20 protein-coding genes are annotated in these 17,612 nt (G+C 68.3%); 5 read left to right on the top strand and 15 right to left on the bottom strand.

Going from position 1 to position 17,612, the window contains the following annotated elements; translation table 11 throughout:
- Positions 1–724 precede the first annotated feature (724 nt).
- A complete protein-coding gene (locus tag LXB15_RS12600) occupies positions 725–871 on the top strand; it encodes a hypothetical protein (RefSeq protein ID WP_233948786.1) in 147 nt (48 codons plus the stop codon).
- A gap of 116 nt (positions 872–987) precedes the next feature.
- Here LXB15_RS12600 and LXB15_RS12595 read toward each other — a convergent pair whose 3' ends face one another.
- Positions 988–1,695 (bottom strand): YafY family protein, encoded by a 708-nt coding sequence (locus LXB15_RS12595; RefSeq protein ID WP_233948785.1) that lies wholly within the window; start codon positions 1,693–1,695, stop codon positions 988–990.
- Positions 1,696–1,777: 82 nt separating this feature from the next.
- On the opposite strand from LXB15_RS12595, the gene LXB15_RS12590 reads away from it, so the two are divergent.
- On the top strand, positions 1,778–2,203 hold the full coding sequence (locus tag LXB15_RS12590; protein WP_233948784.1) for a VOC family protein: 426 nt from the start codon (positions 1,778–1,780) through the stop codon (positions 2,201–2,203).
- Positions 2,204–2,572: 369 nt separating this feature from the next.
- Here LXB15_RS12590 and LXB15_RS12585 read toward each other — a convergent pair whose 3' ends face one another.
- From LXB15_RS12585 to LXB15_RS12565, 5 genes are all read right to left on the bottom strand, one after another.
- On the bottom strand, positions 2,573–3,058 hold the full coding sequence (locus LXB15_RS12585) for an NUDIX domain-containing protein (RefSeq protein ID WP_233948783.1): 486 nt from the start codon (positions 3,056–3,058) through the stop codon (positions 2,573–2,575).
- A 175-nt stretch (positions 3,059–3,233) separates the two neighbouring features.
- A complete protein-coding gene (locus LXB15_RS12580) occupies positions 3,234–3,872 on the bottom strand; it encodes a LysE family translocator (protein WP_233948782.1) in 639 nt (212 codons plus the stop codon).
- 140 nt (positions 3,873–4,012) lie between these two features.
- Positions 4,013–5,020 carry an endonuclease/exonuclease/phosphatase family protein gene (locus tag LXB15_RS12575; RefSeq protein WP_233948781.1) on the bottom strand — a complete coding sequence of 336 codons (1,008 nt, stop codon included), beginning with the start codon at positions 5,018–5,020 and terminating at the stop codon, positions 4,013–4,015.
- A complete protein-coding gene (locus LXB15_RS12570; protein ID WP_233948780.1) occupies positions 5,020–6,522 on the bottom strand; it encodes an AMP nucleosidase in 1,503 nt (500 codons plus the stop codon). The genes LXB15_RS12575 and LXB15_RS12570 overlap by 1 nt, the downstream gene beginning before the upstream one ends.
- A gap of 46 nt (positions 6,523–6,568) precedes the next feature.
- Positions 6,569–6,766 carry a hypothetical protein gene (locus tag LXB15_RS12565; protein WP_233948779.1) on the bottom strand — a complete coding sequence of 66 codons (198 nt, stop codon included), beginning with the start codon at positions 6,764–6,766 and terminating at the stop codon, positions 6,569–6,571.
- A 192-nt stretch (positions 6,767–6,958) separates the two neighbouring features.
- On the opposite strand from LXB15_RS12565, the gene LXB15_RS12560 reads away from it, so the two are divergent.
- Entirely contained in the window at positions 6,959–7,669 is a 711-nt protein-coding gene (locus LXB15_RS12560; protein WP_233948778.1) for a glutathione S-transferase N-terminal domain-containing protein, read from the top strand.
- 71 nt (positions 7,670–7,740) lie between these two features.
- On the opposite strand, the gene LXB15_RS12555 is transcribed toward LXB15_RS12560, so the two are convergent.
- The 3 genes from LXB15_RS12555 to LXB15_RS12545 form a co-directional block, all read right to left on the bottom strand.
- Positions 7,741–8,079: a DUF2147 domain-containing protein gene (locus LXB15_RS12555; protein ID WP_233948777.1), complete on the bottom strand. Its 339-nt coding sequence runs from the start codon at positions 8,077–8,079 to the stop codon at positions 7,741–7,743.
- A gap of 101 nt (positions 8,080–8,180) precedes the next feature.
- On the bottom strand, positions 8,181–8,525 hold the full coding sequence (locus tag LXB15_RS12550; RefSeq protein ID WP_233948776.1) for a DUF2147 domain-containing protein: 345 nt from the start codon (positions 8,523–8,525) through the stop codon (positions 8,181–8,183).
- A 242-nt stretch (positions 8,526–8,767) separates the two neighbouring features.
- A complete protein-coding gene (locus LXB15_RS12545) occupies positions 8,768–9,361 on the bottom strand; it encodes a TetR/AcrR family transcriptional regulator (RefSeq protein ID WP_233948775.1) in 594 nt (197 codons plus the stop codon).
- Positions 9,362–9,433: 72 nt separating this feature from the next.
- Here LXB15_RS12545 and bdcA point away from each other — a divergent pair, with 72 nt between their 5' ends.
- Positions 9,434–10,147, top strand: coding sequence for an SDR family oxidoreductase (gene bdcA, locus LXB15_RS12540; RefSeq protein ID WP_233948774.1), 714 nt, complete (start codon positions 9,434–9,436; stop codon positions 10,145–10,147).
- 382 nt (positions 10,148–10,529) lie between these two features.
- Here the strand turns inward: bdcA and LXB15_RS12535 are convergent, their stop codons facing one another.
- A complete protein-coding gene (locus LXB15_RS12535; RefSeq protein ID WP_233948773.1) occupies positions 10,530–10,877 on the bottom strand; it encodes a DUF2147 domain-containing protein in 348 nt (115 codons plus the stop codon).
- A 361-nt stretch (positions 10,878–11,238) separates the two neighbouring features.
- Here LXB15_RS12535 and LXB15_RS12530 point away from each other — a divergent pair, with 361 nt between their 5' ends.
- Complete coding sequence (locus tag LXB15_RS12530) at positions 11,239–11,511, top strand: sel1 repeat family protein (protein WP_233948772.1); 273 nt, start codon at positions 11,239–11,241, stop codon at positions 11,509–11,511.
- Positions 11,512–11,571: 60 nt separating this feature from the next.
- Here LXB15_RS12530 and LXB15_RS12525 read toward each other — a convergent pair whose 3' ends face one another.
- The 5 genes from LXB15_RS12525 to LXB15_RS12505 all read right to left on the bottom strand — a co-directional run bounded on the left by LXB15_RS12525 (position 11,572) and on the right by LXB15_RS12505 (position 17,590).
- Positions 11,572–12,687 (bottom strand): pyridoxal phosphate-dependent aminotransferase, encoded by a 1,116-nt coding sequence (locus LXB15_RS12525; RefSeq protein WP_233948771.1) that lies wholly within the window; start codon positions 12,685–12,687, stop codon positions 11,572–11,574.
- 35 nt (positions 12,688–12,722) lie between these two features.
- Complete coding sequence (locus tag LXB15_RS12520; RefSeq protein WP_233948770.1) at positions 12,723–13,301, bottom strand: gamma carbonic anhydrase family protein; 579 nt, start codon at positions 13,299–13,301, stop codon at positions 12,723–12,725.
- A gap of 139 nt (positions 13,302–13,440) precedes the next feature.
- On the bottom strand, positions 13,441–13,890 hold the full coding sequence (locus LXB15_RS12515) for a DUF2383 domain-containing protein (protein ID WP_233948769.1): 450 nt from the start codon (positions 13,888–13,890) through the stop codon (positions 13,441–13,443).
- Positions 13,891–14,000: 110 nt separating this feature from the next.
- The gene (gene ligD / locus LXB15_RS12510) at positions 14,001–16,646 is read right to left on the bottom strand and encodes a DNA ligase D (protein WP_233948768.1); all 2,646 of its coding nucleotides are present in this window, start codon (positions 16,644–16,646) and stop codon (positions 14,001–14,003) included.
- A gap of 8 nt (positions 16,647–16,654) precedes the next feature.
- Entirely contained in the window at positions 16,655–17,590 is a 936-nt protein-coding gene (locus LXB15_RS12505; protein WP_233948767.1) for a Ku protein, read from the bottom strand.
- Between the last annotated feature and the right edge of the window lie 22 nt (positions 17,591–17,612).

Raw genomic sequence — 17,612 nt, 5'->3', positions numbered from 1 at the left:
TTTGTAAATGGGGCGAAACGCAGCATCGGTCATTCTGGGCTCGAAGCGGACGTTCTACTCGTTACGCTCGAACGTCTCTTTAGGGTCGTGAGCGGAACGGCTGCTTCCGGGCGTCTTCGCCTGAAACCTGCCGGTCCGCTTTCGGCCCGTTCCGCCGATCGGAAATAATTCCGATCTGGCGGTCGGTATGCTTCCGGGCGGGTTCGGGCTCAAGCAGCCAACACGGAATTCCGTCGCGGGGTTATCGTTTCCGACGAGCAGGCGAGGCCTGGCCCTTCGGCAGCCAAGCGGTCCTCCGGGTTCCGCAAAGGGCAGTCAGCGAGCGACAAGCAAGCGCAGCCGATGCGGCGATCCACCTGGTGCCGAAGCTGCATCAGGCTCTTCAGGCGGCGTGCGATCTCGCCCCGCCAACCGACCGTGAGTTGTCGCCCGTCCACGGCTTTGATCGGACGATCCATGGGGACCGAGTCCAGAGGCTCCTTCATCAGTGCGAGGGGGATGCCGGCAAGCTGCGCACCGGACGCATCTTGCCAAAACCAATCAGCGCGATGATGGGAAGTTCAGGCCGTCTATCGCTTCAGCGCGGCCACTGCGTGCCTGGTCGCGCGGTGATGGCCGTGGGCAAGGCATCCAGATCGAACCAGCCGAGGTCCGAAAGCGCGTATGGCTCCTGGATGGCCGGCGTTCCGTCATAGCGGTCTATGCGAAACGCCGGGGCGACCCAGTGCTGGCCCTGCCCACGGTCGATCTGATCGACGGCACAGAGGAGATCGATCGGCTCGATGAGGATGCCGAGTTCCTCGCGGATCTGCGCGCGACAGCGTCCGCTACGGGGTCGAAGGAGGCGACCTTGCCGCCGGGCAACCCCTAACACCCCGCTTCGGGCTCGCGCCGTCTTCGCACGAGAAGGACCTTCCCGTTCTCGATGATGGCTGCTTAGCACCCCGCGGGCGGCCTGACGGTGTCGACGTTCATTCGTGTCTCTCCTTAGGCGCTCACGTCCGGTCGCGAAGGGCGCCGCTTCAGTTCCGCCAGATAGTTCCGAAGGAGCGTAGCGCGACGCGGCCGAAAGCTCGACCCGGTAAAGGCGGCGCTCCGGAGGCGGTCGGTACGGAACATGCGGAAGTCTTCGCGCAGGCAGCACCAGGCGAGCACGGTCTGGACCTTTTCCGTGTAGACAATCGAGAGCGGCAGGATCACGCGTTCGGTGTCCGCGTCGTCCTTGTCGGCATAGCCGATCCGGAGCGCCTCCTCCCGCCAGCACGCGTCGCGCACGATCTCCGTGTGAGGCGTCGCCTCGTAGCGCGGCGTCGGCCGGAAGACTTGGGAGATCGCGTGCAGGAGGTACTGCTCGCGGTCGTCCGGCAGCGTGGCGGCGACCTTGGCGAGGACCGACGCCGCTGCCTCGGCAAGCACCGGGTCGCCCATGCTGGCGACCTCCGCCATTCCGAGCGCGATCGCCTCGATCTCGGCACGCTCGAAGGTCTGTGGCGGAAGCGCGTAGTCCTCGATCAGCCTGTAGCCATAGCCCCGCTCGCCCTCGATCCGGGCTCCCGCCGCGCGAAGCGCGTCGATGTCGCGGTAGAGCGAGCGCAGCGAGACCTCGGTCGCTTCCGCCAGACGCGCCCCGGTGATCGGGGCGGACATGGTGCGCATCGCCTGGAGCAGGCGGAACAGGCGATCCGAGCGTGCCATCCATCTCCCTCTCGCCAACTGCCGCAAACTGTCAGTTGGGCGGGTCTACCTTGTTCGTCGTCAAACGCGAAGGGAACCCGCCATGACCATCAAGACCACCACCCACCTGAACTTCCGCGGGCAGGCCCGAGAGGCGCTCGCCTTCTACCAGTCCGTGTTCGGCGGGCGACAGTTGCTGTTCACCTACGCCGACGCTCACGCCGTTACCGATCCTGCCGAAGCCGACCAGGTGATCTGGGGTGAGGTCGCGTCGGAGGACGGCTTCCACGTCATGGCCTTCGACGTGCCGGCCAGCCGTCCGTGGGACAAGGGGACGATCCCGGTGTTCGTCTCGGTGCGCGGCGACGACGCCGATGAGGTCACAGGCTATTGGGCGAGGCTCGGCGAGGGCGCGACGGTGATCCAGCCGCTGGGTCCGGCAGGCTTCTCTCCCCTCTACGGCATGGTCCGGGACCGGTTCGGCATCACATGGGTGTTGGACGTTCAGGCTGTGCAGACGCAGCCATAAAGACAATGCTGGTACGGCGCCCCGATAGGGATGGCTTGGCCCTGGCTGCATAAGCCATCGAGAACACTCGAGATCGTGTCCGCTTATGAGACTGCCGCCTCCAATCAGAAGCGGCAGTCTTGGGTCGAAAACCGTCGGCCCGGTCGCGGGCTTCCACTTCCTCGGCCCGACCGGCTTGAGCGGGCGGTAAGGGGACGGCGGCTTGTGGAGCAGAGGCAACGCCGTCGCCATACGACTGAAACGGGGTCGTTTGCGGACAGGTGCCGGACTGTCGACTTGAGTGGATTACGGTCTGTCTGGTTTCAGGCACGCCTGGGCGAAAGCGGACATGTCCCAGAGTCATCAAGTGAAGGCCGACCGGGCGAGGCGTCAGATGAGCTGGAAACGCCCAGTCTGCTCGAAAGCAACATATGCCTCAACGCTTCGGCGCATGCTGGTCAGCATTGGCGGCAGGTCGTCCGGGCGGAACCAATCGAGGGAAAGCGTCTCGTCGTCGTTGATCTGGACAAGGCCGTCGTAGTCCGACGTCACAAACATCATGACGAAGAACTGGCAGACATCGCCGTTCGGGAAGTGGACGGTCTCGGACTTGGGATCGTTGCCAAAGCCGAACGGCACAAGATTCCGGACGCGGAGGCCAGTTTCCTCGAACACCTCTCGGACGGCTACTTCTTCAAGACCCTCTCCCTCCTCGGCATTGCCGCCAGGTAATCCCCAGAGCGAGAAGTCACTTCGGTGCTGAAGGAGGATCGAGCCGTCCTGTCGCGTGATGATGACGCGCGCGCCCGGAACGAGGAGGCACCGGCTTCCAACAACCGCTCGCAGCCTTCCCAGATAGCTTTCTGCGAATGACATCCCGATCCCCCATCGCGCTTGGCCAGCAGTCTATTGTGGCTGGCGCACGATTTGGAATGTCCGGTTTCAAAATTGAAAGCGGCTCGTTCGACGGCAACCTGGGGTCGATCCCGGACCGATGTTGCCGCCCGGCCGCGCGGCGTGCGGCGGTCTCGCCTACCGCCGCCGCTCCGCTTCACCCCGCCGGCCTGAACCGCGCCAGGCTGAGCCCGAAGCCGAGGAAGACCGCGCCCGTCGCGCCCTTGATCCAGCGCTGGAAGCCGCCCGAGCGGGTGAAGCTGGCGAGGCGGGCGAAGAGCAGGATCACCAGGGTGAACCAGGCGATGTTGATCAGCGAATGGATCGCCACCAGCGTGTAGGCCGCGACCACCGGGTGGCCGCCGGCCGGGATGAACTGCGGGAACACCGCCAGGTAGAACATCGAGACCTTGGGGTTCAGCCCGTTGGTCAGGAGCCCGTCGAGATAGGCGCCGCGGAGCGAGCGGGCGCGGCGCGCCGGCGGCGCACCGGGCAGCGTCCGCTTGCGGGCGATCGCCTCGTGGAGGGATTTCAGGCCGATCCAGCAGAGATAGGCGGCGCCGACATATTTGACGATCGCGAAGGCCGTCGCCGACTGCATGATGATGACCGACAGGCCGAGCACCGACAGCGTGCCGTGGATCCAGAACGCGGTGAAGAAGCCGGCGACGTTGGCGAAGGCGGCGGGGACCCCCGATGTCGGGACGGTCCGGGCGATCAGCGCGCCGTTCGGCCCGGGCGAGGAGACCAGCAGGAACGTCGCCAGCGTGAAGGCCAGGATTCCCGAAGTGCCCATCGTCCGGTCTCTCGATGCGTCCGGGCGCCCGTCGCGGCCCGGCACCGAGCATAGGGCAGCCTGCCGTGCCAGCGAAACGGCACGGCGCCGGTTTCCACGACCACGGGAGCGCGTCGCCGCCGCCGCCGGCGGTAGCGCTACTAGCGCGCCGCCGTGTCCACCGCCGGCTCCACCGCTTCGGCAGCGGGCACGGCGAAGGTCACCAGCACCGGCAGATGGTCCGACCCGGTGGCCTCGGCGCGCTCGACGCCGACGATGTCGATGCCGTCGGTGACGAGGACATTGTCGATCGGCAGGCCGGCATAGGCGGCGAGCCAGGGCGTCAGCGGCAGCGGCAGCCAGGTCGGGCCGACATGCGGGACGATGCGCGTGCCGGACAGCGCGGCGTAGTGGCCGAGCGCCGCGCTCCAGGGCGCGGCGTTGAAGTCGCCGGCGATCAGCGTCGGCGCGGCGATCGCCGCCAGCCGGTCCCGCAGCCGCTCCATCTGCCGCCACTGCCGGCCCGGCCAGGGCCAGCGCAGGTGCTGGACGGCGATGGTCACCGGCGTGCCGTTGAAATCCACCGTCCGGCTGAGGAAGCCGTCCCTGGCGTCGCAGATGCCGGCATCGCCGGGCACGAAGTTGCGCCGTGACAGCAGCGTCAGATTGCCGAAGGTTGAAGGCCCGCCGCAGTCGAAGCGGTACGGGTAGCGGCCCGCGAGAGAGGCGAGCAGCGGCCGCCAGCCGTCGCTGGTCTCCTCCAGCGTGATGATATCCGGCGAGAGGCGCCCGACGAGGCGCAGCGCTTCCGCCCGGTCGTCGGTGTCCCAGCGCAGGTTCATCTGCAGGAGCGTGTAGGTCGCCGCCGGCCCGCCCGTCGGCGGCAGCGGCGCCGGGAACATGAACGGCGCGACGGTGAGGAGGCCGAGGCCGCCGAGAATGCCGGCGGCGAGCCCGGTTGCCACCACCCGGGTCGCCATCAGCAGCATTCCCGTCAGAAGCAGCAGCACCGCCAGGTGGGCACGGAAATGCGCCAGCGAATCGAAGAACGGCACGACGTCGCCGAAGAACCCGGCAAGAAGCGCGAGCGCGGCCACCAGCGTGAGGGCGGACAGAAGCGCGCGGACGATGCGGCCGCGCGCCGCCGGGATGCGGGGAGCTGCCGCCACTACTGGAACGCGGTTTCGAAGAACGACCGCAGCTTGCGCGAATGCACCCGCTCGCTCGGCATTTCCGACATCAGCTCCAGCGCCCGCATGCCGATCCGCAGATGCTGCGAGACCTGGCGTTTGTAGAACGCCGTCGCCATGCCCGGCAGCTTCAGCTCGCCGTGCAGCGGCTTGTCGGAGACGCAGAGCAGCGTGCCGTAGGGCACGCGGAAGCGGAAGCCGTTGGCGGCGATGGTCGCCGATTCCATGTCGAGCGCGATGGCGCGCGACTGCGACAGCCGCTCCACCGGCTCCTTCTGGTCGCGCAGCTCCCAGTTGCGGTTGTCGATCGTGGCGACCGTGCCGGTGCGCATGATCTTCTTCAGCTCGTAGCCTTCGAGCCCGGTGATCTCCTCGACGGCCTTCTCGAGCGCCACCTGCACCTCGGCCAGCGCCGGGATCGGCACCCAGATCGGCAGGTCAGCGTCGAGCACGTGGTCCTCGCGGACATAGGCGTGGGCGAGCACGTAGTCGCCGAGCTCCTGCGAATTCCGCAGGCCGGCGCAGTGGCCGAGCATGATCCAGGCATGCGGGCGCAGCACCGCGATATGGTCGGTGATCGTCTTGGCGTTGGAGGGGCCGACGCCGATATTGACCATGGTGATGCCGTGGCCGTCCTCGCGCTTGAGGTGATAGGCCGGCATCTGCGGCAACCGCAGCGGCGCGACGCCCTCGGGCGGCTCCTGCGCGCCGGGCAGCGTCTCCAGGTCGCCGGGCTCGACGAAGCCCGAATAGCCCATGCCGCCGCGCGCCATCATCTCGCGCGCCATCATGCAGAACTCGTCGACATAGAAGCCGTAGTTGGTGAACAGCACGTAGTTCTGGAAATGCACCGGCTGCGTCGCGGTGTAGTGGGCGAGGCGATGCAGCGAATAGTCGACGCGCTGCGCGGTGAACGGCGCCAGCGGCATCGGCTCGCCGGGGCGCGGCTCGAAATTGCCGTTGACGATGCGGTCGTCGGTCGCCTCGAGGTCGGGCACGTCGAAGATGTCGCGCAACGGCCGGTCGAGCCGTTCGGCCAGCGACCCGTCGACATAGGAGCCCTCGGGGAAGGCGAAGTGCAGCGGGATCGGCGTGGTGGAATCGCCGATGGTGATCGACTGGCCGTGGTTGCGGATCAAAAGGGCGATCTGTTCGGTGAGATAGCGCTCGAACAGGTCCGGCCGGGTGATCGTGGCGGAATAGCGCCCCGGGCGCGGCAGATGGCCGAAGGCGAGGCGGGAATCGACCCGGGCATGCGTCGCCGTGGCGATGGCGACCTCGGGGTAATAGGCCCGGTAGCGGGTGCCCGCCGATCCGGACTCGAGGACCTTGGTGAAGGAGTCCGACAGGAAGGCGACCGAGCGGGCATAGAGCCGCTTCAGCTCGGCGACCGCCTCGGCCGCATCGTCATAGTGGTTTCGCGGCGCAGCGGGGGGCGTCTCGAAACCGGGGTCGCCCGGGGCGGGAAAAAGCTGGGTCATGACATTTGTTTAGCCGCGAGCCATGGCGCGGAGAAGACGACGACGGCTAGAAATTTGCCCGGGACGGCGTCGGCGGGACGTCCCGCTCGATCGGGCAGACGATGCCGGTGCTGTACTTGCAATCCGCGCCGGCAATCGAAGCGAAGGCGCTGCCGGGCCGGATCGTCGCGTTCTGGGCGAGCGCACTGAAAGCGATCCCGAAAAGGGCGATCAGCACGGTCGTGACAGTTAGTCGGGTCACCATGAGCCACACTCCTAGTGCATTTCCGCCACAAATGCACCCCCTGACTGAACCGAGGCTGAACGGGCCCGCACCCAGGCGACCCGGTGAACGCTGTGTTGGCGGTTCTGCGCCCTTGCCCACGCCCGCTCGACCCTAACTGAATGTTACAGATGTGACGGAATCGTCGCGGGATCATTGCAAAGGGCCGAGCGAATGCAGACGCAGAACGAACCGATCCAGCTCCACTACTGGCCGACGCCGAACGGCTGGAAGATCTCCATCATGCTGGAGGAACTCGGGGTTCCCTACGAGGTCCATTACGTCAACATCGGCGCCGGCGACCAGTTCAAGCCGGAGTTCCTGGCGATCGCGCCGAACAACCGCATGCCGGCGATCGTCGATCCGGAAGGGCCGGGCGGGTCGATCTCGGTGTTCGAATCCGGCGCCATCCTGCAGTATCTCGGCCGCAAGTTCGGCAAGTTCTACCCGAGCGAGGAGCGGGCGCGGGTGGCGGTCGAGGAATGGCTGTTCTGGCAGGTCGGCGGGCTCGGGCCGATGGCCGGCCAGGCGCACCACTTCCGCAACTACGCGCCGGAGAAGATCGCCTACGGCATCGACCGCTACACCAACGAGGTGAACCGGCTCTACGGCGTGATGGACCGGCGGCTCGAGAACAACCGCTATCTCGGCGGCGCCGAGTACTCGATCGCCGACATGGCGTCGATCGGCTGGGTGAAGCCCTACCGGGACCAGGGCCAGGACCTCGAGGAATTCCCCCAGCTCAAACGCTGGTTCGAGGAGATCATGGCGCGGCCGGCGGTGATCCGCGGGCTCGAGGTCGGCAAGGCGGAGCGCGAGAAGCTCAACCTCGCCGCCAACAAGGACGCGCAGGCGATGTTGTTCGGCCAGCGGGCCCGCCGCTAAACGAAACGGGCACCCGCGGCGCGTTGAGCCGGGGGTGCCCGTTTGGCATATGGTGGGACCGACGACCGGCGTCAGGCGCGCGTCCAGACCTGCGTCTTGCAGAAGATGCGCAGGGCGCAGCCGGTGAGCTTGAGCTGGTTGCCCTCGATCACCGCCGTGCCCTGATAGGTGCGGTCGTCGCGCGGATCGGTGACCGTTCCGGCGTAGCCCTCGCCGTTGCTGCTCATCTGGCCGGCCGACTTGCCGGCGTGCTCGCCCGAGATCACCTCGGCGCAGAAGGCACCGCCGCAGGAAGTGACCTCGACGATTCCGCCGCCCGGCGCCCGCCATTTGCCGAGGATCGGCTCCGCCGCGAGCGGCGCCGTCACGAAACTCAGCGCCGCCACCGCGGCAAGAATGAGCCTTTTCATCATCGTTTCCGTCTGTTGTTGAATCTCTCTGTCACCACAACGCTCCGCGCGGGGGCAGGTTGCCCCGGCCCGCTACACGGAGGCGAGAGTGCCGCGGCCGCTCAGGGCCGCCGCCAGCTCTGGACCGTCTTGCAGAACATCTCCATCAGGCAGCCCTTGAGGTCGAGCGCGTCGCCGCGCACGGTCATCGAGCCCTTGTAGGTCTTGCCGGCGCGCGGATCGGTGATGGTGCCCGGATATTCCGGTCCCGCCCCCGATACTTCGGCGATGCGCTGGCCCTTGTAGGTGCCGGTGGCGACGGTCGAGCAGTAGCCGTTGCCGCAGGGCGCCACCGTGACGCGCTCGCCGTTCTCGGTCAGCCAGTCGCCGGTAATGGCCTCGGCCGATGCGGCGCCGGCAAGGCCGGCCGAAAAAACGGCGACGAGGGCGAGACGGGCGAGGGTCATGGGCTGGGCTCCTGGCGGGGCGCCTTCGGGCGCGGGTGCCGGAGGCTCTCCCGCGACAATCGGCTGAAATTGCGACGGCCGGACGAGTTCGGCAGCGGGCGTGGCGAGATGTCGCGCGGGCTGCGGCTCGTCACCCTTTCTGGGCGCAATCGTCGAGACGGGCGACCAAGGCCGTCAGCCCGGCAGGTTCGCTTGACGCAGCTCGCGCTGGCTCACCTGACGATGCCGGCCGGCGCACTTCGTCAGTCGGGAAGCGCCTGCGCGAGGGACAGGCCGGCGAGGCGGGCGGTCGCCAGCAGCTGGTCGAGGCTGTGGCCGTTGCGGGCCTTGGCGGAGAGGCCGAACATGGTGGTGCTGACGAAGTCGGTCATCCGCTCGGCGTCCGCCGGATAGCGGGCGGCGACGTACTGCCGGATCGCCGCCTCCGCCGCGCGGTTGTAGACGAGGGCGGCTTCGCGCGCCTCCCGATCGTCGCAGCGGGTGCCTTCCACCACCACGCAGCCCGCTGCGGCGGGATCGGCGGCGTAGCGGCGGGCAGCCTCCTCCAATACGGCCAGGAGACAGGCGGCGACGGGACGATCGGGCCGCAGCAGCTCGGCGAACGGAATGGCGCCGGTGTCGGCATAGCGCTCGAGGACGCGGGCGTAGAGCCCTGCCTTATTGCCGAACGCGGCATAGAAGCTCGGCGGGTTGATGCCGAGCGCCTCGGTCAGATCCGCGACGCTGACGGCATCGTAGCCACGCGCGTGGAAGAGCTGCTGGGCGGTGGCGACGGCCTGTTCCGGATCGAAGCTGCGGGGGCGACCGCGTCGGCGCGGGATATTTGTATGATCCATTACAAAATACCTTGACGGGTGTGATCTCGGGATTTATGTAGCGGCTCTTAAGTTAATCGCAAGGAGGGCGCGATGGCCGCATTCGAAGGAAAGTCCGCATTGGTTCTCGGCGGCAGCCGGGGGATCGGCGCCGCCATCGTGCGGCGGCTTGCGGCGGAGGGCGCGGCGGTGACCTTCACCTATGCCGGCTCGCGCGAGGCAGCCGAGCAGCTGGCGGCGGAGACCGGCAGCACTGCGGTCCAGACGGACAGCGCCGACCGCGACGCGGTGATCGCGCGCGTTCGCGACAGCGGCCCGCTGGACGTGCTGGTGGTGAACTCCGGTTTCGCCGTGTTCGGCGACGCGCTGGAACAGGACGCGGACGCGATCGACCGGCTGTTCCGGGTCAACGTCCACGCGCCTTACCACGCCTCGGTCGAGGCGGCGCGACGGATGCCGGAGGGCGGCAGGATCATCGTCATCGGGTCGGTCAACGGCGACCGGATGCCCGTCCCGGGCATGGCCTCCTACGCCGTCAGCAAGTCCGCCCTGCAGGGAATGGCGCGCGGCCTGGCGCGCGATTTCGGGCCGCGCGGCATCACGATCAACATCGTGCAGCCGGGGCCGATCGATACGGACGCGAACCCGTCGGACGGGCCAATGAAGGACCTGATGCACAGTTTCATGGCGATCAAGCGCCACGGGCGGCCCGAGGAGGTCGCCGGGATGGTGGCGTGGCTCGCCGGGCCGGAGGCCGGCTTCGTGACCGGCGCCATGCACACGATCGACGGCGCCTTCGGCGCATAGGCTGCGGTTTCGGGTTGTGTCGGTTTGGCTCGGCGCTCCTGTCACCGTGGTGGGTCGCGCTTAGCGGGAGCACGAACTTCCGCTGGGCGGCGTAGCGGAAAAGCCACCCCCCTCTGGGCTGCCGCCCATCTCCCCCACAAGGGGGGAGATCGACGCTTCAACGTCTCCGCGAATACTGGAGCCTCGTGACGGTCGCCGATGTCGGGTCCGCTCCCATCATGCGTCGGCCATCGGCTGCCGATCGGGGACGACGTGCGACAGAAGATGCCCCCGATCTCCCCCCTTGTGGGGGAGATGCCGGCAGGCAGAGGGGGGGTTGCAGCAGACCCCCGGCAGGACGGGTCAAGTCAGCCGAGCTGCGCACGCCCGTCCGGCCGGTCGCTCAGATCCGGTTGAGCGTCTGCGAGCGGCAGATGAGGCCGCCGAGGACGCAGCCGGAGATCGACAGGGTCGAGCCCGACAGCTGGCCCTTGCCGGAATACTGCTTGCCGCCCTTGGTGTAGTCGGTGACCGTGCCGGCATACTGGCCGCCGCCGGACGGCTTCATCTGGCCGAAGGTCTTTCCCTTGTAGGGACCCGTCGTATAGGTCAGGCAGAAGCCGCCGGAGCAGGGGGCGATCTGCGCGTCGTAGCCCGACGGCATCTTCCACTTGCCCTCGATCGGATCGGCGTGGGCGGCGCCGGCGAGGGCAAGGCCGAGCGCGGCAGTGGCAAACATCAGTCGCTTCATCGAATGGTTCCTCCCGTTGACGGGACGCCGGCCGCTCCCGGAGCCTTGGCTTCCCTAAACGTAAGAGTAACCCACCCGCGACAAATCGCAACATGGATTGCGGCGGGTCGCGCAACGGCATCGCCAGCGCGCCGATCGCGCGGCAGGGTTATCGCCGGGTGAACAGAGACGGCGACCAGGGTCGCCGATCGGGCGGAAATAGCCGAACAGATCCAGAGGCTTGGCGGCGCATCCTCCAGTTGCCGCGGCAGCCGTCGTTCAGGTCCAATTAAGCTCAAACCTTAAGTAGGCCTTCAGCCGCGCCAGTCATTCTCGGGACATCGGAAGCCAACGATCAAGAGCGACAGGGACGCGACGAAACATGGCCCGCATCGATTTCCAGAACTACGCCGACGCCGCCGCCAACGGCGCGCTGTTCGTCGACGCCGACCTTCTCTTCGACCTCGGCATGCAGGCGGCGCTCGGCCGCGGCGGCACGGTCGACCGGGTGGCGGCGCACATGTACTTCAACCTCGCCGACCGCAAGGGCTGCGAGCGCGCCGCCTTCCACCGCCAGGACCTCGCCGAGCAGATGAGCCGGAGGGAGATCGCCGCGGCGCAGCGCGCCGCCCGCGAGTGGCTGACGCGCCACTGACATCAGGCACTTGCCGGCAGATCCTGAATCAGGATCTGCAGTGGCGGCGGTTGTCCGGCCTCATGCCGCCCGTGGCTCGCCGACCTCGTCGAGCGCACCCGCCAGCGCCGTCTCCAGCAGCGCCAGGTCGGCCTCGGTGCCGACGGTGACGCGGATCATCCGGTCCAGCGGGGCGACGCCCGGCATGCGGATGAACACGCCGCGGCGCAGCACCGCATCGAGGATCGCCCGGGCGCGCGCCCCGTCGCCGCCGCAGTCGATGGCGACGAAATTGGTCGCCGAGGGCAGCGGCGTGAGCCCCAGCCGCGTCGCGATGCCGCCGAGCCGGGTGCGGGCGGCGACGATCTTGCCCACCGTGGCGTCCAGATAGGCCTGGTCGGCCAGCGCCGCGACGGCGCCTGCCTGCGCCATGCGCGACACGCCGAAATGATTGCGCACCTTGTCGAACTGCGCGACCGTCGCGGGCTCGCCCACCGCGTAGGCGACGCGCACCCCGGCCATGCCGTAGGCCTTGGAGAAGGTGCGGAAGCGCAGCAGGTTCGGCCGCATCAGTGTGATCGGCGGCAGCGCCGAGGCCGGCGCGAGGTCGCAATAGGCCTCGTCCAGCACCAGGATCGTCTCGTCCGGCGTCCCGGCGATCAGCCGCTCCACCGCCGGCGCCTCGTGCCAGGAGCCGGTCGGATTGTCGGGGTTGGCGAAGTAGAGGAGCTTCGGCCGCACCGCCTTCGCCCGTTCCAGCAGCGCGTCGATGTCCTCGTGGTCGTCGCCCCGGTAGGGGACGAAGGCGAGCACCGCGCCGTGGCCGGCGACATGGTAGTTGAAGGTCGGATAGGCGCCGCGCGAGGTGACGACCGTGTCCCCCGGATCGCAGGCGAGATGCACCAGGTGGCCGAGCAGCCCGTCGATGCCCTCGCCGACGGTGATGTTCTCGATGCCGACGCCGAGATGGGCGGCGATCGCCTGCTTGAGCTCGTGCTGCTCGGGATCGCCATAGGCCCAGCTGCCGCGCGCCGCGGCGGCCATCGCCTCGAGCACGAGCGGCGAGGGGCCGAAGACGCTCTCGTTGGCGCCGAGCCGCGCCTTGAAGCGCACGCCGGTGCGCCGTTCGATCGTCTCCGGACCGACGAAGGGCACGGTGGCGGGCAGCGAGCGGGCGAGTTCGGTGAAGAGCGTCATGGTCTGATCCGGCGATGGCGATTGTGCGGGGGGCGTCAGGCCCGGGCGGTCATGGCGTGCGGCGCCGCGTCGGCGCCGGGCGCCTCGTCGAGCCGCACCAGCCCCTCGGCGAACCGCTTGGCGTTGTGGACGTAGTGGGCGGCGGAGGCCCGGAGCATTTCGGCCGCCGCGTCGTCGAGCATGCGCGCCAGCTTGGCGGGCGATCCGACGATCAGCGAATTGTCGGGAAACTCCTTGCCCTCGGTGACCAGCGCGTTCGCCCCGACGATCGAGTTCTTGCCGATGCGCGCGCCGTTGAGGATCGTCGCGCCCATGCCGACCAGCGAATTGTCGCCGATGGTGCAGCCGTGGACGATGGCGGCGTGGCCGATCGTGCAGCCGGCGCCGATGGTGAGGGGAAAGCCGGCGTCGCTGTGCAGGGCGCAATTGTCCTGGATGTTGGTGCCTTCGCCGATGGTCATCCACTCGTTGTCGCCGCGCAGCACGGCGCCGAACCAGATGCCGACATCGACGCCCACCCGGACGCGGCCGATCACGTGCGCGCCGGGCGCCACGAAGGCCGAGCCGTCTTCCGGCAGTTCCGGCCTGTCGCCGTCGAGGGCGTAGATCGCCATGGTGTCCTCCCGCTTTTTGCCGCGGACCCTGCGACAGCTCCCGGCGGGAATCAAGCGCGGCGAACCGCAGGCAAGACGAAGCCGCCGGCGACGGGCGTCACCGGCGGCTGGTTCGTGCATCGCAGAGAGCGCAGCGCGCCTAGAGGGCGGCGGCGGTCTCTTCCATCCACGCGCGGTGGCGCCGCTCGTCGGCCAGCGCCTTGGCGAAGAAGGCCCGCGACTTCTCGATCGCGTCGCCATGGGTGGAGGCGCGCTCGTAGGCGGTGACGGTGTCGTCCTCGTTGGTCTTCATCGCCTTGAGGATCGCGCCGTCGCCCATCAGGTCGGCGAGGGCGATCTTGCCGGTCGTCAGCCACTCCTTCATGTCGCCTTCGAGCGGCGCCTCGGCGCCGGTCTCCGCGGCAATCTCGTTGAGCACGTCGAGATGCTGCAGGTGGTCCTGCCGGAAGCTCGCGACCTGCTGGCTGAGCGCCGGGTCGGAGAGCTTCTCGATGGTGGAATCATACGCCGCGATCGCGTCGCGCTCGAGCAGGATCAGGTCGCGGACGAGGCCCTTGATGTCGCCTTCTTTGCCGACGGTGGTGACCATGGAAGAACTCCCTTCGTTCCGTTGACGGTTGCCAAGGGAAGTCGGCCGGCACGGGAGGTGTTCCCGTGCGGGGAGGGCTGTTTGCGGTCACGGCGAAAGGTCGGTGCCGGTCAGGCGCCGAACTTGTCTCGGATCTTCTTGGTCAGCGACTGGCGAACGTCGGCGTAGTCGGCCCACGGATCGGGCTCGTCCAGCCGCGCGACGACGGTATTGATGTCGAAGCCGTTGGCGGCGGAAAGCGTCGCCAGCTCGTTCCAGCTGACCGGCGTCGCCACCGGCGCACCCTCGCGGGAGCGGCTGGAATAGGGCGCGATCGCCGTCGAGCCGCGTTCGTTGCGCAGCCAGTCGATGAAGATCCGGCCCTTGCGCTTGGCCTTCGACATGGTGGCGACGAAGCGGTCCGGCTCGTCCTCCGCCTGGCGGACGGCGAAGGCCTTGGCGAAGGCCTTGACCTCTTCCCAGCCCTGGCGCCGGTCGAGCGGCACGACGACATGGACGCCCTTGCCGCCGGTTACCATCGGAAAGCTCTTCAGGCCGAGTTCGGCAAGCCGGTCGCGCAGGTCGAAGGACGCCGCCTTGACGTCCTCGAAGCCGAGGCTCTCGTCCGGGTCAAGATCGAAGATCAGCCGGTCGGGCTTTTCCAGCCGGTCGTTGCGCGAGCCCCAGATGTGGAACTCCAGCGTGTTCATCTGCACCGCCCCGACGAGGCCGGCGGCGTCGGAGACCGTCAAATAGTGCTCGATCCCGCCGTCCTTTTCCGGGATCGGCACGGTCTTCACCGCCTCCGGGAAGCCGCCGGTGTCGTGCTTCTGGAAGAAGCAGCGCTTCTGGCCGCCCTGCGGGCAGCGCACCAGCGATAGCGGCCGGCCGCCGGCATGGGCGAGCATGCGGTCCGCGACCTTCTCGTAGTAGAGCGCGAGGTCGCCCTTGGTGACGCCCTGGCCGGCGAAGACGACGCGCTCGGGATGGGTGAGGCGGACGCCGGCGACGCTGTCGGGCGCCTGGCCCAGCTCCGGCGTATCGGCCTTTGCCGCGGCCTTGCCGGCGCGCCGTTTCGCCGACGCCGCCTTGCCCTCGCGCTGCGGATGCTCGTCCACCACGTCACCGGCCTCCTTGTCCTCGCGCAAGCCCTTGAACACGCCGTGGCGGATCGAGCCGTCGGCGGTGATCTCGGCGAACTCGATCTCGGCGACCAGCACCGGCTCGACGAAGCGGGAGCCGCGCCTGGCGTCGGTCGGCAGCGCGATGAACGGCGAGGTCATGCGCTTGTGGGCGGCGAAGCGCTCGGCAAGGTCGGCCATGTTGGCCTCGTCGAAGCCCGACCCGACGCGGCCGCGATAGGCGAGCTTGCCGTCCTCCATGACGCCGAGCAGGATCGAGGCGAAGGGCCGGCCGCGCTTGTCCGACGTCCGCCAGCCGCCGATGACGAATTCCTGGCGGCGCGAGCACTTGACCTTCAGCCAACTGCGGGTGCGGCCCGAGCGATAGGGCGCGTCGGCGCGCTTGGCGACGATGCCCTCGTGGCCGGCGCGGCAGATATTGTCGTGCACCGCCGGGCCGTTGCCGGTGACGTGGTCGCTGTAGAGCAGGACGTCTGAGCCGGTGCGCTCGATGAGGTCGCGCAGCATCGCCTTGCGCTCGGTGAGCGGGCGCTTGGTCAGATCCGCGCCGTCGAGCGTCAGCAGGTCGAAGCAGAAGCAGGAGAGGGATCCGCCGTCGGAGAGATGCGCCTGCAGCGTCGAGAAATCCGTGCCGCCGTTCGCGTCGAAGGCGACGATCTCGCCGTCGATCAGCGCGTTGCGGCAGTCGAGCGCCCGTGCGGCCTCCGCGATCGGCGCGAAGCGGTCGGTCCAGTCCTTCTCGTTGCGGGTGAAGCAGCGGACCTCGCCGCCGCCGACGGCGATCATCACCCGGTAGCCGTCATATTTCATCTCGTGCAGCCAGTCGCGGCCGTCCGGGGCCTCGTCGACCAGCGTCGCCAGCTGCGGCGCGACGAAGCGCGGCAGCGGCAGCGTCTTGCCCGCGGGCTTCTTCTTTGGTGCGGCGGCGGATTTCGCCGGCTTCGCGGCCGTTGCGGGCTTCGCGGCAGCGGCGTTCTTGCGCCCCTTCGCGGCAGGCTTGGGCGCGGATTCCGCCGCTTGGTCGTCGTCGCGCGAGTTGTCCCAGACGTCGTCGCCCTTGGCGATCGCCGCCATGGTGCGGCCGGTCTTGATGCTGGTGTCGGCGCTGAGCAGGTTGCGGCGGCGGTCCACCGCGTCGTCCTTCTCCTTGATCAGCAGCCAGTTCTCGCGCTTCTCGCCCGGCCGGGGCTTCATCCGGATCAGGGCCCAGTTGCCGTTCATGCGCTCGCCGAGGATGCGCATCTTGAGATTGCCCTTGGCGAGGCCCTCCTCGGCATCCTCCAGCGGCTCCCACGTGCCCTGGTCCCAGAGCATCACCGTGCCGCCGCCGTACTCGCCCTTGGGGATCGTGCCCTCGAACGTGCCGTAGTCCATCGGATGGTCTTCGGTGCGGACCGCCAGGCGCTTGTCGGCAGGATCGAGGCTGGGGCCGCGGGTGACCGCCCAGCTCTTCAGCACGCCCTCCCACTCGATGCGGAAGTCGTAATGCAGCCGCGTCGCGTCATGTTTCTGGACGCAGAAGAACAGTCCGTCGGCCGCCTTGCTGGGGGCCTCCGAGCCGGAGGGTTCCTGCGTCTTCGAGAAGTCCCGCTTCTTTCGGTAGGTCTCGAGAAGCGCGTCGCCGCGGGCCGCCATCGCCCGCCTCAGGCGCTCTTGCGGCGCGGTGCGGCGCTGCCGGCGGGCGCCTTCTTGGGCTTGGCGGGCTCGGCCGCTTTCGCCTTGGCGGCCGACGCGGCCGGCTTGCGGCGGGCGCCGCCGGCGGCCTTGCCGCCCGCGTCACCGCCGCTGCCGCCCTCGAGGCTCTGCTTCAGGGCCGCCATCAGGTCGACGACATTGCCCTTGCTGCGCGGCGCCGGCTCGTCGTCCTCGATCGACAGCGTCGCCTTGCCGCCCTTCTTGCGCTTCTCGGCGATCAGCGCCTTCAGCGCCTCGGTGTAGTGGTTCTTGTAGGTCTTGGCGTCGAACTTCGCGGTCTTCTTCTCGATCAGCTGGGTGGCGACGGCGAGCAAATCCTCCTCGGCGCCGTCGTCGGAGATCTCGGCGAACAGCGGCGCCGACTTGCGGATCTCGTCCTCGTAATGGAGCGTCTCGAGCAGGAGACCCGAGCCGCAGGGGCGCAGCGCCACCAGATATTCCTTGCCGCGCAACGCCAGCTGCCCGAGCCCGGTCTTGTGCGACTGGCGCAGCGCGTCGCGGATCACCCGGAAGGCGTCCTCCGCCAGCTCGTCCTGCGGCACGACGTAATAGGGCTTGTCGAAATACAGCGGCGGGATCGAGTTGGAATCGACGAACTGCACCAGTTCGAGGGTCTTCTTGGTCTCCAGCTTGACGTTCTCGATCTCCTCGTCGGTGAGGAGCACGTATTCGTCCTTGCTGACTTCGTAGCCCTTGACGATCTCGTCCTTGTCGACCGGGCCGATGCCCTCGACGACCTTCTCGTACTGGATGCGCTTGCCGGACTTCTCGTGGATCTGCCGGAAGGCGATCGAAGCCCCGGAGGTGGTGGCCGAATACATCTCGACGGGGATGGACACGAGGGAAAGGCGGATCTGGCCTTTCCAGACGGGACGGGGCGCCATTCTTGAACTCCAGACACAGTGA

Origin of the sequence: Aurantimonas sp. HBX-1, from assembly GCF_021391535.1 — a bacterium.
Lineage (GTDB): Bacteria > Pseudomonadota > Alphaproteobacteria > Rhizobiales > Rhizobiaceae > Aurantimonas.
The sequence above is the reverse complement of the archived record's forward strand: the minus strand, read 5'-3'. Positions and strand labels throughout refer to the sequence as shown.

What these genes read in the sequence shown, in the direction of transcription:
- LXB15_RS12595 (WP_233948785.1), bottom strand. Translation starts at nt 1,695, where the DNA reads ATGGCACGCTCGGATCGCCTGTTCCGCCTGCTCCAGGCGATGCGCACC.
- LXB15_RS12590 (WP_233948784.1), top strand. Translation starts at nt 1,778, where the DNA reads ATGACCATCAAGACCACCACCCACCTGAACTTCCGCGGGCAGGCCCGA.
- LXB15_RS12585 (WP_233948783.1), bottom strand. Translation starts at nt 3,058, where the DNA reads ATGTCATTCGCAGAAAGCTATCTGGGAAGGCTGCGAGCGGTTGTTGGA.
- LXB15_RS12580 (WP_233948782.1), bottom strand. Translation starts at nt 3,872, where the DNA reads ATGGGCACTTCGGGAATCCTGGCCTTCACGCTGGCGACGTTCCTGCTG.
- LXB15_RS12570 (WP_233948780.1), bottom strand. Translation starts at nt 6,522, where the DNA reads ATGACCCAGCTTTTTCCCGCCCCGGGCGACCCCGGTTTCGAGACGCCC.
- LXB15_RS12565 (WP_233948779.1), bottom strand. Translation starts at nt 6,766, where the DNA reads ATGGTGACCCGACTAACTGTCACGACCGTGCTGATCGCCCTTTTCGGG.
- LXB15_RS12560 (WP_233948778.1), top strand. Translation starts at nt 6,959, where the DNA reads ATGCAGACGCAGAACGAACCGATCCAGCTCCACTACTGGCCGACGCCG.
- LXB15_RS12555 (WP_233948777.1), bottom strand. Translation starts at nt 8,079, where the DNA reads ATGAAAAGGCTCATTCTTGCCGCGGTGGCGGCGCTGAGTTTCGTGACG.
- LXB15_RS12550 (WP_233948776.1), bottom strand. Translation starts at nt 8,525, where the DNA reads ATGACCCTCGCCCGTCTCGCCCTCGTCGCCGTTTTTTCGGCCGGCCTT.
- LXB15_RS12545 (WP_233948775.1), bottom strand. Translation starts at nt 9,361, where the DNA reads ATGGATCATACAAATATCCCGCGCCGACGCGGTCGCCCCCGCAGCTTC.
- bdcA (WP_233948774.1), top strand. Translation starts at nt 9,434, where the DNA reads ATGGCCGCATTCGAAGGAAAGTCCGCATTGGTTCTCGGCGGCAGCCGG.
- LXB15_RS12535 (WP_233948773.1), bottom strand. Translation starts at nt 10,877, where the DNA reads ATGAAGCGACTGATGTTTGCCACTGCCGCGCTCGGCCTTGCCCTCGCC.
- LXB15_RS12530 (WP_233948772.1), top strand. Translation starts at nt 11,239, where the DNA reads ATGGCCCGCATCGATTTCCAGAACTACGCCGACGCCGCCGCCAACGGC.
- LXB15_RS12525 (WP_233948771.1), bottom strand. Translation starts at nt 12,687, where the DNA reads ATGACGCTCTTCACCGAACTCGCCCGCTCGCTGCCCGCCACCGTGCCC.
- LXB15_RS12520 (WP_233948770.1), bottom strand. Translation starts at nt 13,301, where the DNA reads ATGGCGATCTACGCCCTCGACGGCGACAGGCCGGAACTGCCGGAAGAC.
- LXB15_RS12515 (WP_233948769.1), bottom strand. Translation starts at nt 13,890, where the DNA reads ATGGTCACCACCGTCGGCAAAGAAGGCGACATCAAGGGCCTCGTCCGC.
- ligD (WP_233948768.1), bottom strand. Translation starts at nt 16,646, where the DNA reads ATGGCGGCCCGCGGCGACGCGCTTCTCGAGACCTACCGAAAGAAGCGG.
- LXB15_RS12505 (WP_233948767.1), bottom strand. Translation starts at nt 17,590, where the DNA reads ATGGCGCCCCGTCCCGTCTGGAAAGGCCAGATCCGCCTTTCCCTCGTG.